This window comes from Olsenella sp. oral taxon 807 (assembly GCF_001189515.2).
Lineage (GTDB): Bacteria > Actinomycetota > Coriobacteriia > Coriobacteriales > Atopobiaceae > Olsenella_F.
Map to the genome: position 1 here is coordinate 2,786,041 of NZ_CP012069.2, position 14,784 is coordinate 2,800,824.

The following is a 14,784-nucleotide window of genomic DNA, read 5'->3' on the forward strand; positions in this document are numbered from 1 at the left end:
GCTAGTCCCTCTTGCCCGGAGCGTCGCAGTTCACGTGAAAGCTGATATTGGCGAGCGTCTTCCTGTAGGGAGCGGTGTGGGCGTTTTTTACATAGACGTCGTAGGAGCTATCCCTGATCTGATCGAAGCTCGGTGAATGCCACCTCTTTGCATCGGCCTCCTCATCGTGGGAGACGTCGGTCGCTCCCGCAAAGATACGCACCACCTCACAGGCGAGGTCGATCAGCTCGGCCCTAGGTCTGTCCAAAATCGGCCCATTGTAGATGATGTCCCCATAGACATCCTCGTAGCCATAGGTATCCCTGGCTGAATCCTCGATGAACCGCACGAGCTCGCCCCTGAAGCAGACGTCAAGAGTGTCGGAGCCAAAGCCAACGTAGAAATCACCGACCCTCCCATTAAGGTTCAGGCAAAACCCACCATCGCTCTCCTCCTGGAGGTCATAGGTCAAAAACCGCGAGACCTGGCTTCGCTGGAGCCTTCGCATGAACCAATCAACCTCGGCGCGGGTGAAGTCATCGCCCCTCTCGACGAGGCCAACCGGCCCGTCCCCAACCCAATACGCGTGCCTCACCCTTCTGCGAATTATTCTGCCCATGCGTATCCCCCCAACCGACTACCCCCAGATAGGCAGGCGACTTAGCCGCCATCTGCCTCCACGCTACACCTCCTCACCCAGTCTACTCCCGTGGCGTCACAGTTCACGTAGAGGGTGATGTTGGCGAAAGTCCTCGTGTGGGGGACCGCGTGGGCATTTCTCACGTAGACGTCGTAGCGACAGTCGCGAAACTCACTGAAATTGTGCTCACGTCACCTCCACTCGGGAAGCGTCTCGTCATGGAAGATGCCCTCCGCGCCTGCGAAGATGCACACCACCTCAAAGAGAAGCCCGAGCACCTCCTCGTGGGACCCGCCCTCCATGGGGCCGCCGTAGACGACCTCACCCTGCACGTCCTGATGAGCGGTGAGACTCCTGAAGCGCTCGGGAACGAACCAGCCGGCCTCCCACATGCAGCAGACGTCTAGGTTGTAGGGATCAATGCCTGCGTTGAAGCCCCCCGTCTCCCAGTGAAAAGCAGGCTGAAGCCGTACTCCCTCTCGTCGATCTCGTCGGCGTCGTAGGAGAGGAAGCGCGAGACGTCGCTGCACTAGCCTGTCTATGAGGTGGCGGCGGGCCTCTTCCCACGAGAATTCCATCCCCCTGGGTGGAGGGTCCAGCCAGCGTCCCCGCTCAACGTAGATCCGCACCTCGCCCTCGTCCGCCATAGCCAAGCTCCTCCCGAAGACCTCCCGACGAGCCCGGGGTCTCACGGGCACGGCCCTGCGCAGCCGGGTCCCGGGCGGACCCTAGCCGAGCTCCACCTCCCACGGTCCCTCCCACGGCCAGTCCTTCCACTCGGTGTCACAGTTCACGTGGAAGGTGATGTTGGCAAGCGTCCTCCTGTAGGGGCCGGTGTGGGCGTTTCGCACGTAGACGTCGTAGATGCAGTCGCCGAAGTCCCCGAAGTCCGACTCGCGCCACTTCCACGCCGGGCGGGTCTCCTCGTGGAAGGCGTCCGTCGCGCCGGCGAAGACGCGCACAACCTCGAAGACGAGGTCGAGGATCTCCTCGTGGGTCCTGCCCGAGATCGGCCCGGCGTAGACGACCTCCCCGTATGCGGCGTCGCGGGAGATCCCGACGCGGTAGGCCTCGTCGGCGAGGTGGACGCACTCCCCGAGGCAGCAGACCTCGCAGGACCGGGCGTCGAGGTGGGCGTAGAACCCGCCGACCCACCCGTTCAGGTACAGGCTGTAGTCGTCGTTGCGCTCGTCGTGGAGCCGGTAGGAGAGGAAGCGCGAGGCGTCGCTTCGCTGGAGCCTCCCCATGAGCCAGTCGGCCTCCTCGCGCGAGAAGCCCGGGTCCCGCAGGCCCCGCCGCTCCCGCAGGGCCGCCGGGCCCGCCTCCGCCGACCACGCGCGGGCGAGGCGCCTGCGCTCCCCGGCCTCGGCGCCCACGCTAGACCCCCTCCCCCGCGGCCGGCGCGGGGAGGTCGCCGAACCCCTCCCAGTCTGCCGGCTCGGCGTCGCGGTTCACGTGGAGGGTGATGTTGTCGAGGGAGAGCAGGTAGGGCCCCGTGTGGTCGTTTCGCACGTAGACGTCGTAGGAGCGCCCCGAGAAGGGGTCGCCCGCCGGGCCGTCCCACCCGCCGGGCCGGCGCAGCTCGTCGTGGAAGACGCCCGTCGCCCCCGCGAGGGCGCGCACCAGGGCATAAAGGAGCGCGAGGACCTCCCTCTGGGTCCTGCCCGAGATGGGCCCGGCGTAGGCGACGTCGCCCTCCCCGACCCGGGGCGCCACCTCGGCCCTGACGCGCTCGTCGACGAGCCAGACGCGCTCCCCCATGATGCGGACCCTGGCGATGCCGGGCTCCGACTCCACCCTGAAGTCGCCGTCCGGCCCGTTGAGGCACAGCGCGTGCCCGCGCTCGCCCTCCTTCTTAGGATCGCAGGTCATGAAGCGCGAGACGTCGCTCATCGCGAGGGAGTCGGAGAGCTCCCAGGCCGCGTCGAGGTCCATGAGGCCCGTCCGCTCGACGAACCTCCGCAGTTGGGGCACCTCGGACCACTCCACCTCCACCGGGTAGTTGAACCTCCTGCGTACCGTCTCCCCCACCCTCGCCTCCCTGTCCGTTGCGGCGCATCGCGCCAATTTACCGTTGTTGGCTCGCTCGCTACCGTTGGAAGCATATGTAGCACGAGTGGACGTTGGGTGGAGTGAAGTAGCCTGCGAGCGGCGCGGGAGGGTCGGCTGGAGACTCTTAGCCCCATACGCGCGTCCTGCGGCGCGCACCTCATGCAGGCGACTCAGCCGCCACCCGCCTCCATGCTACGCCACGGGCACGGCCCCGCGCAGCCGGGTCCCGGGCGGACCTTAGCCGAGCTCCACCTCCCACGGCCCCTCCCACGGCTGGTCCCCCCACTCGGTGTCGCAGTTCACGTGGAAGGTGATGTTGGAAAGCGTCCTCCTGTAGGGGCCGGTGTGGTCGTTTCGCACGTAGACGTCGTAGATGCAGTCGCCGAAGTCCCCGAAGTCCGACTCGCGCCACTTCCACGCCGGGCGGGTCTCCTCGTGGAAGACGCCCGTCGCGCCGGCGAAGACGCGCACCACCTCGAAGACGAGGTCGAGGATCTCCTCGTGGGTCCTGCCCGAGATCGGCCCGGCGTAGACGACCTCCTCCCAGGCGGTGTCGCAGGAGATCCCGACGCGGTAGTCCTCGTCGGCGAGGTGGACGCACTCCCCGAGGCAGTAGACCTCGCAGGACAGGGCGTCAAGGCTGACGTAGAGCTCGCCGACCCATCCGTTCAGGTACAGGCTGTAGCCGTCGTCGTCCTCGCCAATGATCTGGTAGGAGAGGAAGCGCGAGACGTCGCTTCGCTGGAGCCTCCCCATGAGCCAGGCGGCCTCCTCGCGCGAGAAGCCCAGGCCCCGTCGAACCCGCAGGTCAGCCGGGCCCGCCTCCACAGGCCACGCGCGGGCGAAGCGCCTGCGCTCCCCCACCTCGGCGCCCACGCTAGCCCCCCGCCCCCGCAGCCGGTGCGGGGAAGCTGCCGAACCCCTCCCAGTCTGCCGGCTCGGCGTCGCGGTTCACGTGGAGGGTGATGTTATCGAGGGAGAGCAGGTAGGGTCCGGTGTGGTCGTTTCGCACGTAGATGTCGTAGGAGCGCCCCGAGAAGGGGTCGCCCGCCGGGCCGTCCCACCCGCCCGGCCGGCGCAGCTCGTCGTGGAAGACGCCCGTCGCCCCCGCGAGGGCGCGCACCAGGGCGTGGAGGAGCATGAGGACCTCCCCCCGGGCCCTGCCCGAGATTGACCCGGCGTAGGCGACGTCGCCCTCCCTGACCCGGGGGGCTGCCTCCCCCCTGGCGCGCTCGTCGACGAACCAGATGCACTCCCCCATGATGCGGACCTTGGCGAGGTCGTGCTCAATCTCGACCCTGAAGTCGCCGTCCGGCCCGTTGAGGCACAGCGTGCGCCCGCGCTCGCCCTCCATCTTAAACTCGTAGGTCATGAAGCGCGAGACGTCGCTTCCCTGGAGGGTGCGCGAGAGGTCCCTCGCAGCGCCGAAGCCCACGAGGCCCAACCTCTCGCGCTCCCGCACCCAAGCGAGCACCCTAGGCCACTCCACCCCCACCGGGTAGTTGAACCTCCTGCGTACCGTCTCCCCCACCCTCGCCTCCCCGCTCGTTGCGGCGCATCGCGCCGATTTGCCGTTGTTGGCTCGCTCATTATCGCATATAGAGCGGACCTGCTTCTTACGAGAGCCGACCTCAGGCAGCAGACGGCATGTCCTTCCTGAGATCACCGCCCCTCCCATTGAGGGTGAGGATCGGACACAGCTCGTGCTCGCAGGCCCATCGCACACGCAAACACGCCACCGAGCAATCCGCCTGCTGAGTGCCCCCGGATGACTCGACGTCAGACTTAAATATGGTCCCCCTGACAAAGCGCTGCCTCCCAAACTGCCGCTCGCACTTCTCGCATACCGGCACGAGCTTAAAATCCCCATCTATGGGCCTAGGGCGGAACGGTTGGATCATGACGATGTTCTCTATCTCGGGCCTTATCACCTGCCCTCTTCCACCGGGCTTGTCCATGTAGAGGCCACCCAACGCCCTCACGCAGGCGGTCTCCGCACAGCTTCTGTCCTCGTCATCCTTGCTGTCCTTGCCGATCTGCCACTCGATAGGCAGACCGCACGTATAATATGACCCCGACAGCTTTTGCAGGATCTTTATGGCCCCAGGCCTGCCCTCCGAAAGCTTCACCCCTATGGCGCTCTGCTTTGTCCTCCTATTGTGTCCCACCACCACGACGGAGGCATCGTTCCTATCCTTCTTCTCCAGACTTTTTGTCTCAACCAGCTCGTCGAGACGTTCGAGTAGCCTTGTCCTTGCGTCCACGAGGGTCTGTTGCACCCCTGGGTCAAGAGTCCCCCACGTCGTACTAGGCACGGTCACACTGATGCTGCTATAGTTATCGACTATGTAGGAGCTGATGTCCAGGCCGAGCCAGCTCGCGCCGATGATAACCCCGTCGAGGGCCACCGTGCCGAGGACCGTCACGACGACGATGATGTCCCTGTCCACCCCCGGGATCGAGCCCGCGCATATCAGGAACGCCCCGGCGCCCCCGAGCGCGAGTATCCTCGCGATGTTCTCGCGCATCAGCAGCCTGATGAAGGTCATCTCGATGGCATGGCCGAGCTCCAGCACGGCGCCCTCCGCGGCCGCGCTCAGCGAGAGGAGGCGGGCGTACTCGGACATGGCGCCGGTCTCGGGGGTATCCTGGAGCCGCGCCATGCCGGGCAGGGCTGCGGCGCAGAACTGCGCCCGAGAGATCTCAACCCCGTCGATGGTCACGGCGGACTCAGAGAGCGTGACCGCGCCCTCGCCCAGGTACGGCTCCCCGGCGTCCCCGTCCTCGTCAGCATCTACATCGTCAGCATCGACCGAGGCCACCCGGACGCCCGGGGCACCTCCCGCAGCCCACGCCCCAAGGTCCGCGTCGGCGGGCGTACGTGCCTCGGCCCCCACGGTCGCGGCCCACCCCCTCGCGAGCACGCGGGTAGGCGGGAGCGTGGAGAAGCACAGCGACACGCTCAGGACGGCCACGAGGAGCCTTCTGCAGATCTGTCTCATGGGAACACCCCTTCCCCTGCCGCGCGGCGCCGACCAAGGCGCCACGCTCGCTGTTGTTGGCAATATGTGTAGCACGAGTGGATGTTGGGTGGGGGAAACGGACCCGCGAGCGGTCTAAAGGGGGCGGCGAGAGGTATCCGGCCCTCGCCCCTCATCGGACGGGGAGCGTCAGGCCCGATCCTTTGACCCTACAGAAACAGCTCCCTGTAGCGACCCTCGGCGCCCCCATCCCTGGGGTCGAAGTCATCAGCGATGTCCCCCTCGCGCAGGAACAGCATCCGATCGGACACCTCGTCCAGAAAGTCGAGGATGTGGCTGGATATCAAAAGCGTACACCCCCGCTCGCTCTCGCTGACGATTCGATCCTTTAAGATGAGCGTCGTCTGGATGTCAATGGCGTTCAGGGGTTCGTCGAGCAGCACCAGCCGGGGCTCGCCCAGAAACGCGCAGGCGAGCGCCACGCGCTTGGCCATCCCCTGCGAGAGCTCCCCCAAGGGGACGTCGATGAAGTCCTTGCAAGCGAAGGTCTCCAGATGCTCCTCGATCGACGCGGCCGTGTGGGGCACGCCTCGCATCGATGCGTCGAAGGAGCAGAACTGCCGTGGGGTGAAGGACGAGATGAGGAAGGTAGACTCTGGCAGGTAGCCGATCGCCCCTCGGGGTATCTGCCTGCCGACCCTGCCGTCCAAAGACCAGCTTCCCGTGAACTCCTCCGACACCATGGACAGTATGCCAAACAGGGTACTCTTTCCTGCCCCGTTGGGTCCCACGACGGAGCACACCTCGCCTTGCCGGACGCAAAACGAGACGGGGCCAATCCCCTTGCCCGACGCGAAGCGTCTCTCTACCCCTTTGAGCTCAAGCATGTCCCCTCCAAGTACGTCTGCCCCATCCGACGCCGACCACGACCAGCGAGGCCACCTCGATGAGGCCCAGCGCGAAGACGCCGCACCCTATCGCGGTCTGCCAGAGGGGCAACAGCGGTCTCTTCTCGAAGACAAGAAGCATGGCCGCCCCCAAGATGAGCTGCAGCAGGCAGCAGGGGATAACGGTAGACAAGAACGAGACGCCCGCAGCGCCCGCGCCGCCAAAAAGCAGCGAGATGGGCACGGTCGCGATCACGCAGGCGGTCGCGATGCAGGCACCGGGAATCACGAGGGCCAATGCCCGCACAAGGAGGCCCTCACGGTAGTAGCGCTCCTGGAACTTCACGGCCGGGTCATCGTAGACAAGGGCGAACTCCATCAAGATGCAGGCAGCGGGAAACCTCACGACGATCATGTAACCCACAGGCGGCCACTGGAGCACGCAGAACACGCAATCGATACATAGCCACAGGGCGACCTCAAACAGCAGGGCTCTCTTCTTCGCAAGGAGGGCGTTTCTCTGCGCCCTGCAGACCACCCGGTTCGACGAGAACACGATCGCGCGCGCTCGCCTGCGCGCCGCCGCGTGGACCAAGCCCCCTCGCAGCACGACGGTGGCCACCGCAGCCCCCAAGGCCACGAGGCCGGCGCACACAAAGGCAGCCGCAGCCAGGGATATGAGCAGGCTTTGGGTGAGCGCCAAGGCCATCACCCCAACGGACACGCCCGTGATCACCGCGCAGGGCAACGTGAGGGCGGCTCCGAGCCTGAGAAAGTCCTCATTGCCAAACCCACAGAACCTCAGGTAGGACACGCCCTGGGGACGAAGGTCCCTGCGCAAAAACTCGCTCGGGGCGCTCAGCGCGGCAAGGCAGAGGCCTATGGAGATCCCCAGCGTCGCGGCAAGGCGGATGCCAAGGGCCACTGCCCCAGAGGACAGCCTGCCCGCGACGTAGATCGACAGCGCAACAAACAGCAGGTTGACGATAAGGCAGGAAAACCATGCGCTTTTCTTCAGATAACGTACGCCCCCGCTCGCAAGGAGATGACGCAAGAAAGAGCCGGTCATGGTCATAAACACCTCCTCCGTATACCTCTGGTGTACCGTCTGGCGGGCGAGCGTCACGCACCCTCCCGGCGACTCGTCCCTAATGGGCAAACATCACACGCTCGCTCTTGAAGAGGCGCTCCAAGACGAGCAGGCCAAGGAGGGAGAACACGATGTTGCTTCCTATGCAGACGGCTATCGATGCGAGGTCGATCCTAAAGGACAGTATACCGATCATGGACTCGACCCCGTTGTAGAGGGGCAGTGCGTAGAATAGTGGGTTTGTCTGGACTCCCTTGGACGCTATCCCCACTATGCCAATGCCCATCACGGCCATCATGATCGGGGTGAGCCACGTCTGCGCCTCCTTCGTGGACGTGGCGAGCGTAGACACGATGACGATGATGGTGACCACCAAAAGCGTGACCGAGAGCACGACAAGGCCAAGCAGGCATAGCTCGACTGGACCATAGCTGCCTGCATCAAACTGACCCCGCATGAGGGAGGGTAGGCTCAAGAAGATGCCGATCGAACTCGACGCGGCAATCGCCAGTCCGATCAGGGAACACGCGAGGATCTTGCCTCGCGCGATGTCCTGCCTGTTGATGGGGGTGGCCAGAAGGGTAGCTATCGTACCACGTTCCTTCTCGCCGGCGATGGCCTCAGCCGCGACCGACATGCTGCTGCTGAACACAAGGACCAAGAGCATGAACGGTACGAACGCGACGGCAAACTGGCTCGTCTGATCCTGGCTGCGCATGAGGTCATAGCCCTCACCCGCACGGTTCACGTCAAAGCGGTTGTCAAAGGACGTCTCGTACTGGTCGAGCATCGTCTGGATGGTCGTGTAGGCCAGAGCTGACTTCGTGTCGGAGGAATTGTAGTAGACCTCAATCTGCGGGACGGTACCGCCGGGGCCTGTCCCCACCTCGATCTGCCTGTCAAAGTCCTCGGGGAAAGCTATGTAGGCTTGGGCTGACCCGCTCTCTATCTGGTCGTGCATCTCTTCCTTGGTCGGCAGGCCTGAAATCTCCGTGATGGTCATGCCTGCGCTGCTGGCAATCTGCCCGATGTTCTGCGAGGGGTTGACGGCATAGATTGTCAGCTCAGATATGCTCTCTGCCTTGTTGGCGCTCGTTCGGAGCGTGTTTCCCATGATCGTCCATAGTAGGAATATGAACAGGCCGGGCAAGATGATGGCTGCCGCAGCGCTGGCCTTATTGTGGAGGAACCTGTCCATCTCCTTCTTGAAGATGCTGAGCGTGTCGTTTCTCATCGTTGCCCCCGTGTCCCATCGTACAGCTTGAAGAACAGGTCTTCCAGGTCACTGCCCGCAGAGAGCGAGGAGAGCGAGTCCTGAAAGACCATGCTGCCGCCTATGATGATGCCGACTCTGTCACATACCCTCTTGACCAGATCGAAGAGGTGGGTTGAAAGGATGATGGTCTTGCCCTGCTCCCTCATCTCGAAGATGAAGTCTGTGACGGTTTTCGCGGCCACAAGATCGAGGCCGTTCGTAGGCTCGTCAAAGATGATGACCGCAGGGTCGTGGGCTATGGCCACCACGAGGGATGTCATCTGCCTCATGCCCGTCGATAGTTCCGCGAGCTTCATGTGTGAGTACCTGTCGATGCCAAACTGCGCGAACAGGAGCCTTTTTCTCTCTGACGCCCACTCTGGGTCAACGTGATGGAGGCCGGCAAAGAAGTCGAACAGGTAGCTGGGAGAGAATATCTCCTCGAGCCTGAGCTCGCTGGTCAGAAACCCTATGCAGCCCCTCACGCCCTTTGGGTCGGCTGTGATCGAGTGACCGTGGATGATGGCCTCCCCGCTGTCGGGCGCGATGAGGGTTGACAGGAGCCTGAGCGTGGTCGTCTTGCCGGCTCCGTTTGGTCCGAGCAACCCAAACACCTCGCCTTGCGTAACGTTAAAAGAGAGTCCATCAACTGCGACGATATGCCGCTTGGCAGTCCCCTGTTCCTTCCTCTGCTCCCTTGAGAGGGGAAATCGCTTTGTAAGGCCCGTCACTTCTATCTGTAGATCCAAGCTCATGTCGTTCTCGCTTCTTCCTCCTCAGGGCGGATGTTGCAGTCATCCGTTTCGATGGATGGGAATCGTAAGCTATGCCCATGCCCCTTACGTACGGGTAAGGCAGCACTATGCTGAACCTGAGAGACTTGCTAATGAGACGATATACTAACATTGTAAACAAAAGGACATACAGTGACTATGATATGACGAGCTGGTTTTATATCTTGCCCGGACGGGATCACAGAGCGATTTATCCCTAGATGACGCTAATTGTAGAACTACAGCTCCAGGCCGAGGACGTCACGGTCGAATTCCCTGACGTCGATTGACGAGGGCACCTTCACCCCGAGCGCCTTGTAGTACTCGCGGACCTGCCTCGACGGCGTCTCGACCACGACCCTGCCGTCGGCGTTGGTGTAGCAGGACAGCGACCTGGCCTTGCCCCATACCTCGGTGAGGGAGACGTCGGCCCCGGCGAGCGCCTTGCGCATCCTGAGCACCACGATGGTGCCGATGATGTCGGCGAGGATCTTGCCGCGCACGGTGAGGTCGCTCCACTTGCGCAGCGGCAGCAGGCCCAGGTAGTCCTTGCTGGTCTTGAAGACGCCCTCGATCTCGGTGCGGCAGAAGTACTCGTCCAGGATCTCGCGGGGCGTCGCGACCTTGGTGGACATCAGCACGAAGTAGCCCTGCCGCACGGTCTCCCAGTCCTTCTCGGCGAGCGACATCCCGTCGAACCTCTCCTGGTTCTTGTCCAGCCACCTGGCGAAGCGCGGCGTGGCGTTGGTCTGGTCCACGTAGACGTAGCAGTGCAGCCTCACGCCCTGCACCTCGACGTCGCGCCTCCTGGCGAAGTAGAGGTGGCCGGAGCGCGTGATCGCGTACTTGCCCTTGCCGATCAGAGAGCGGACGCCCCGCCAGAGCTCGCGGTACGGGTACCCCCTCCTCGCCGGCATCCTGACCAGCACGTCCCTCTCGCCCTCGGAGAAGGCCTCGAGCAGCTCGCGCGACGCGTAGCCCGCGTCGAGGACCGCGGTTACGACCTCGATGCCGAGCGTGGCGAGGACGTCGCCCATCACGGTCTTTATGGTCGAGAGGTCAAGTACGTTGCCGGGCACGACCTCGTACCAGACGGGCAGCCCCGTCGTCTCGTCGAGCACGAGCGCGAGGCGCATCTGGACCGCCGCGCCCCTCAGCCCGTGGCTGCAGAGGGCGTTGAGCGGGTTGTCGACCGCGTCGTTCGGGAGCGGGGTGGAGTCCACGTAGCATGCGCGGCCGAAGCCGGGCTTCGTCCTCCTCATGAGCCTGGCGAACGCCCTGAAGAACGCGACCTTCGCCCCGTCGGCGCCCATCGCCGAGAAGAACGCCGTGTCCGATCTCAGCGACGCGGGCGGCACGCCCGGCAGCGCCAGAGCCGCGAAGGACCTGGCCACCATGTTGTCGCAGGTCTCGCGGCTCCCGTCCCGCACCACGCCGTGCGTGACGTGGGCGAGGGCGCGCTGGTAGGACCGGTCGTCGGGGAGCGCCTCCCTGAGGCACCCCGCGACCCCATCGGCGCCCAGGAACGACAGCAGCAGGTGCTCGGGGCCGAGCTCCAGGTGCCGCGGCGGCTCGGGGAACGCGCCCGTGTTCGCCAGCCGCTCGTCGCCCTTGGCCACCGGCGCGAATCCGTCGGCGTCCGCGTCGTACTCCACCAGGCCGCGCGTCGGTGACGCGAACACGCCCGAGCGCCTGTCGTCCGCGAGCCAGACGACCTTGCCCAGCCTCTCGCGCACCGCCTGCGCCGAGTGGTACTTGGCGCCGCGCACGTACGACGTGTCGACCACGGCGGCGGACCCGCTCCTGATTGCGCCGGACTCGTCCCTGACCAGCTTCTGCACCTTTATGAACGGCATCCCGGTCGCCTCCCGTGCCACACAGGAAGTAGTAAGTAGCACTACATATAATATAGCACAAGAGAGGCCCCTTGGGGCCTCGACCTGCGATTTTCTCGATTTTCTTTGGTTTGATCAGGCGGTAGTTCTACAATCAGAAAGAACTAGGGTTTATTTTAGAGGATCCTCCCGGTTTTTGATGGGCATGAGTTCTCGGCGTCAGCGCGATGCAAGCGCATGGGATGACAACCCATGGGGCCGGTGATGGCGCCTGCACCGGCGCCTACCGAGAGGGGCGACGGAGACCGGCCTGGCAGCATCGCGGCACAGCACCTGCCTGAAACGCACGGGGCATCAGGGCTACGATAGGCGGTAGCAATGGAAGACAACAACTCGCTGGGAAGCACCATTCGTCTGCTCAGAAAGGAGAGGCACCTCACGCAGGAAGAGCTTGCCGAGGGCATATGCTCGCCCGTTACCGTCTCGCGCGTCGAGACCGGAAGGCAGATGCCCACGAAGGCCGTGCTCGATGGCCTGCTCTCCCGTCTTGGGGCCAGCACCTACCAGCTCTGCGACGTCTACTACAAAAACGAGCGCGACAGCGAGTTCGCACGGGCTGCCAAGCGCACCAGGGCCCTGCTGCACCGTGGGAGACCGGACGAGGCACGCGAGCTGCTTGACTCCATGGACGAGTCGTCTCGCGAGAGACCAAGCTACCGGCAGCTCTACCTCATGCTGAACGCATCTACGCTCATCACGATAGATGGTAGCGAGCTGGGCCGAGCGCTCGATCTGCTCGACCAAGCCATCAGGCTGACCAAGCCGACACTAAGGCTCGATGACTTCAGGCACACGCTGCTGTCTCCGACAGAAGCCGAGTGCATAGGCCTCATGGTCCCGACACTGTGCTACCTGGGACGGCATGCCGATGCGTCACGTCTTGGCGAGGAGCTCATCGAGTCGATGGACAACCAGGACAATGGCACGCAGGACTGGGCCGATGACAAGATTGGCTGCGAGCTCAACCTTGCGCTGAGCCTCGAGCAGGAGGGACGCTACGCCGAGTCCCTCCGCTACATCGAGCGCGCCCACAGCGAGGCCCTTGACGAGGGGATTCTCACATACATGCCCGTGATTCTCTACGCGGAGGCGCGCGTCAGGTATCGCGAGGGGCAGAGGGACGAGGCCCTGGGCATCCTTAGGCACATCGCCCCGTACATGGACCTCACGGGGCAGCATGAGCACGCTGCTGCAGTACGGAACTGGGTCCAGGAGAACATGGGCGTGAGGCTCTGACGCGAACGCCCGCACCCCGCCATCGTTGTGACATAGCGTCTCACGAACGTTCAAATGTACATCATTCGATATGGAGTCATGCCGCCATCCCTGCGATGATGCACGTGTCATCGTAAGGAGGCACATCGGTATGCGAGGAATGCGGTACATACGAAAGCACATCGGCACCAGGGAGCTTGCCTGCTTCTGCGTGGTCGATTTTCTCTTCTGCTTGTCATCGATGGGCATAGCGCTCCTGCTCAGCGCCCTGCTTGACGCCGCCACAGCCACCGTGGCCGTTGGGGACGTCTCGCCGATGGTGCGCCTAGCCCTCGCGTCGTGCCTGTACGCACTGGTGCTTGGAGCCCTGAGCCTTGCCTCCGACGTCCTGAGGGCGCTCATCGTCAGGGACGCCATGGTCAACATTCGCGAGGGGGCGGCGCGCGGGATGATAGCGGGCGCGTCGTGCGGTCACGTCTGCGACAGCGCAGAGCAGCTGACCGTCCTCGGCCAGAACATGGACGTGCTCGAGAACGATTGCATCACAGGCTCCCTGGGCATTCTGGAGTCCGTCTTCAAGATCGCCATAGGCTGCATCATGCTCGTGCTGATCAACCCGCTCGTCGCGCTGATCTCCCTTGCGGGCATGGCTCTGCCGACGTTGGTCCCGCAGCTCTTCGGGAAGCGCCTGTCCTGTCAGCAACAGCAGGTTGTCGAGGATGCTAAAAGCTATAATGGGCACGTACGCGACACCGCCCAAGGGGGCGAAGTCATACGATCGTTTCATGTAGAGCAACATGAGCTCGACAAGCTGAGTGGGATGATTGGCCGCTACCAGAGGCATAAGGCCAACCTCAACATGACGATGGCGTGCGCTCGAAGCCTCGCAAGCGTCGTTGGCATCGCCATGCAGTTCTGCATCATGGGCATGACGGGCGTGTTCGCGATATGGGGTTACGTCACCATCGGCAGCATCGTTGCCGTCACGCAGCTCTCGGGCAGCGTCATCTCCCCTGCGACGGAGCTGTCCGACAAGATCAGCAAGCTCAAGTCGACCTATCCCATCCTCGACAGGCTCGACAAGCTGAGCGACGTGCCGAGCGACACGCCGGGTGCCAGGCAAGAGATCGCGGTGTGCGAGCCGAGGCGCTCCATCGAGCTCGACGACGTGAGCTTCTCGTACGGCGATACGGGCCCGGCCGAGGGCAGACTCTCCAATGCGCCCACGACCCTGCGCGACCGCTCGAAGCACTTCGACATCGGCAAGAAGTATGCCATCGTGGGCAAGAGCGGCTGTGGCAAGTCCACCCTACTGGGCCTCTTAGGTGGATCCTTACGCCCCAGCTCAGGCCATGTGCTCGTAGATGGCAGGGCAGGCTGCGTCCCCGATGCGGCCTGGGTGCACCAGAACGTCTTTTTGTTTGATGACACGCTGCGCGAGAACATAGTCCTCGGGGGAACGTTCACGGACAAGCAGATTGGAAGCGCCCTGCGCCTTGCCGGCCTTGGCGAGGTGGTCGCCGCGCTGCCCGACGGGCTTGACACGCCGGTCGGGGAGGGCGGGGGGCGCCTCTCTGGTGGGGAGCGCCAGCGCGTGGCTATAGCCCGCGCCCTACTCTACGGCAAGACGACGCTGCTCGTGGACGAGGCGACCTCGGCCTTAGACAAGGAGACTGCCACACGGGTTGAGGACACGCTACTGGCGCTTGATGGGGTGACCCTGATAGCCGTGACGCATCAGCTGGATGCGGAGCATGCCGTGCGCTATGACGAGGTGCTCGAGATGAAAGACGGTCGCCTTGCAGCCATGTAGCTGACCGGCTTTACCCCGGCAAGCGACCTGAATCCAGTGGTTGCGGCCATCAATATCGTACACTTTTGCCCCATGTCGTGGTGATATAGCCGCATTCATGCAATTTGTGTACACTGTTTGCAAGCGTAACCGGCGCCGCGCTATGCAAGGGGCGTGCGGCGCAAGGGGGTCGCACGGTGCGGCACAAGGTCGTGGTACGAAGGG

Annotated in this window: 14 protein-coding genes; 2 read left to right on the forward strand and 12 right to left on the reverse strand. The window is 63.8% G+C overall.

Annotation, left to right across the window (positions count from 1 at the left end; genetic code table 11):
- Position 1: 1 nt before the first annotated feature.
- The 12 genes from ADJ70_RS12005 to ADJ70_RS12060 form a co-directional block, all read right to left on the reverse strand.
- Complete coding sequence (locus tag ADJ70_RS12005; RefSeq protein WP_157051534.1) at positions 2-598, reverse strand: hypothetical protein; 597 nt, start codon at positions 596-598, stop codon at positions 2-4.
- Between the two features lie 212 nt (positions 599-810).
- Entirely contained in the window at positions 811-1,266 is a 456-nt protein-coding gene (locus ADJ70_RS12010; protein WP_050341735.1) for a hypothetical protein, read from the reverse strand.
- An 81-nt stretch (positions 1,267-1,347) separates the two neighbouring features.
- Positions 1,348-1,995, reverse strand: coding sequence for a hypothetical protein (locus ADJ70_RS12015; RefSeq protein ID WP_050341737.1), 648 nt, complete (start codon positions 1,993-1,995; stop codon positions 1,348-1,350).
- A gap of 1 nt (position 1,996) precedes the next feature.
- Positions 1,997-2,650: a hypothetical protein gene (locus ADJ70_RS12020; RefSeq protein WP_050341738.1), complete on the reverse strand. Its 654-nt coding sequence runs from the start codon at positions 2,648-2,650 to the stop codon at positions 1,997-1,999.
- 258 nt (positions 2,651-2,908) lie between these two features.
- Entirely contained in the window at positions 2,909-3,547 is a 639-nt protein-coding gene (locus ADJ70_RS12025) for a hypothetical protein (RefSeq protein WP_050341741.1), read from the reverse strand.
- A gap of 1 nt (position 3,548) precedes the next feature.
- Complete coding sequence (locus tag ADJ70_RS12030; RefSeq protein ID WP_157051535.1) at positions 3,549-4,202, reverse strand: hypothetical protein; 654 nt, start codon at positions 4,200-4,202, stop codon at positions 3,549-3,551.
- A 100-nt stretch (positions 4,203-4,302) separates the two neighbouring features.
- Positions 4,303-5,673, reverse strand: a complete 1,371-nt coding sequence (locus ADJ70_RS12035; RefSeq protein ID WP_050341745.1) for a hypothetical protein — start codon at positions 5,671-5,673, stop codon at positions 4,303-4,305.
- Positions 5,674-5,861: 188 nt separating this feature from the next.
- The gene (locus ADJ70_RS12040) at positions 5,862-6,539 is read right to left on the reverse strand and encodes an ABC transporter ATP-binding protein (RefSeq protein ID WP_050341747.1); all 678 of its coding nucleotides are present in this window, start codon (positions 6,537-6,539) and stop codon (positions 5,862-5,864) included.
- Positions 6,532-7,614, reverse strand: coding sequence for a hypothetical protein (locus ADJ70_RS12045; RefSeq protein ID WP_157051536.1), 1,083 nt, complete (start codon positions 7,612-7,614; stop codon positions 6,532-6,534). Before ADJ70_RS12045 ends, ADJ70_RS12040 begins: the two co-directional genes overlap by 8 nt.
- Before the next feature lie 73 nt (positions 7,615-7,687).
- The gene (locus tag ADJ70_RS12050) at positions 7,688-8,863 is read right to left on the reverse strand and encodes an ABC transporter permease (protein ID WP_050341751.1); all 1,176 of its coding nucleotides are present in this window, start codon (positions 8,861-8,863) and stop codon (positions 7,688-7,690) included.
- Positions 8,860-9,639: an ABC transporter ATP-binding protein gene (locus tag ADJ70_RS12055; RefSeq protein ID WP_050341752.1), complete on the reverse strand. Its 780-nt coding sequence runs from the start codon at positions 9,637-9,639 to the stop codon at positions 8,860-8,862. The genes ADJ70_RS12050 and ADJ70_RS12055 overlap by 4 nt, the downstream gene beginning before the upstream one ends.
- Positions 9,640-9,896: 257 nt before the next feature.
- Entirely contained in the window at positions 9,897-11,513 is a 1,617-nt protein-coding gene (locus ADJ70_RS12060) for a transposase (protein ID WP_050340583.1), read from the reverse strand.
- Between the two features lie 357 nt (positions 11,514-11,870).
- Between ADJ70_RS12060 and ADJ70_RS12065 the strand changes: the two genes are divergently transcribed.
- Positions 11,871-12,788 (forward strand): helix-turn-helix domain-containing protein, encoded by a 918-nt coding sequence (locus tag ADJ70_RS12065; protein WP_050341754.1) that lies wholly within the window; start codon positions 11,871-11,873, stop codon positions 12,786-12,788.
- A gap of 130 nt (positions 12,789-12,918) precedes the next feature.
- Positions 12,919-14,580, forward strand: a complete 1,662-nt coding sequence (locus ADJ70_RS12070; RefSeq protein ID WP_062393149.1) for an ABC transporter ATP-binding protein — start codon at positions 12,919-12,921, stop codon at positions 14,578-14,580.
- Positions 14,581-14,784: the final 204 nt, after the last annotated feature.

Excerpts from the sequence above, each read along its gene's own strand:
- ADJ70_RS12005 (WP_157051534.1), bottom strand. The coding sequence starts at position 598 with ATGGGCAGAATAATTCGCAGAAGGGTGAGGCACGCGTATTGGGTTGGG.
- ADJ70_RS12010 (WP_050341735.1), bottom strand. The coding sequence starts at position 1,266 with ATGGCGGACGAGGGCGAGGTGCGGATCTACGTTGAGCGGGGACGCTGG.
- ADJ70_RS12035 (WP_050341745.1), bottom strand. The coding sequence starts at position 5,673 with ATGAGACAGATCTGCAGAAGGCTCCTCGTGGCCGTCCTGAGCGTGTCG.
- ADJ70_RS12040 (WP_050341747.1), bottom strand. The coding sequence starts at position 6,539 with ATGCTTGAGCTCAAAGGGGTAGAGAGACGCTTCGCGTCGGGCAAGGGG.
- ADJ70_RS12045 (WP_157051536.1), bottom strand. The coding sequence starts at position 7,614 with ATGACCATGACCGGCTCTTTCTTGCGTCATCTCCTTGCGAGCGGGGGC.
- ADJ70_RS12050 (WP_050341751.1), bottom strand. The coding sequence starts at position 8,863 with ATGAGAAACGACACGCTCAGCATCTTCAAGAAGGAGATGGACAGGTTC.
- ADJ70_RS12055 (WP_050341752.1), bottom strand. The coding sequence starts at position 9,639 with ATGAGCTTGGATCTACAGATAGAAGTGACGGGCCTTACAAAGCGATTT.
- ADJ70_RS12060 (WP_050340583.1), bottom strand. The coding sequence starts at position 11,513 with ATGCCGTTCATAAAGGTGCAGAAGCTGGTCAGGGACGAGTCCGGCGCA.
- ADJ70_RS12065 (WP_050341754.1), top strand. The coding sequence starts at position 11,871 with ATGGAAGACAACAACTCGCTGGGAAGCACCATTCGTCTGCTCAGAAAG.
- ADJ70_RS12070 (WP_062393149.1), top strand. The coding sequence starts at position 12,919 with ATGCGAGGAATGCGGTACATACGAAAGCACATCGGCACCAGGGAGCTT.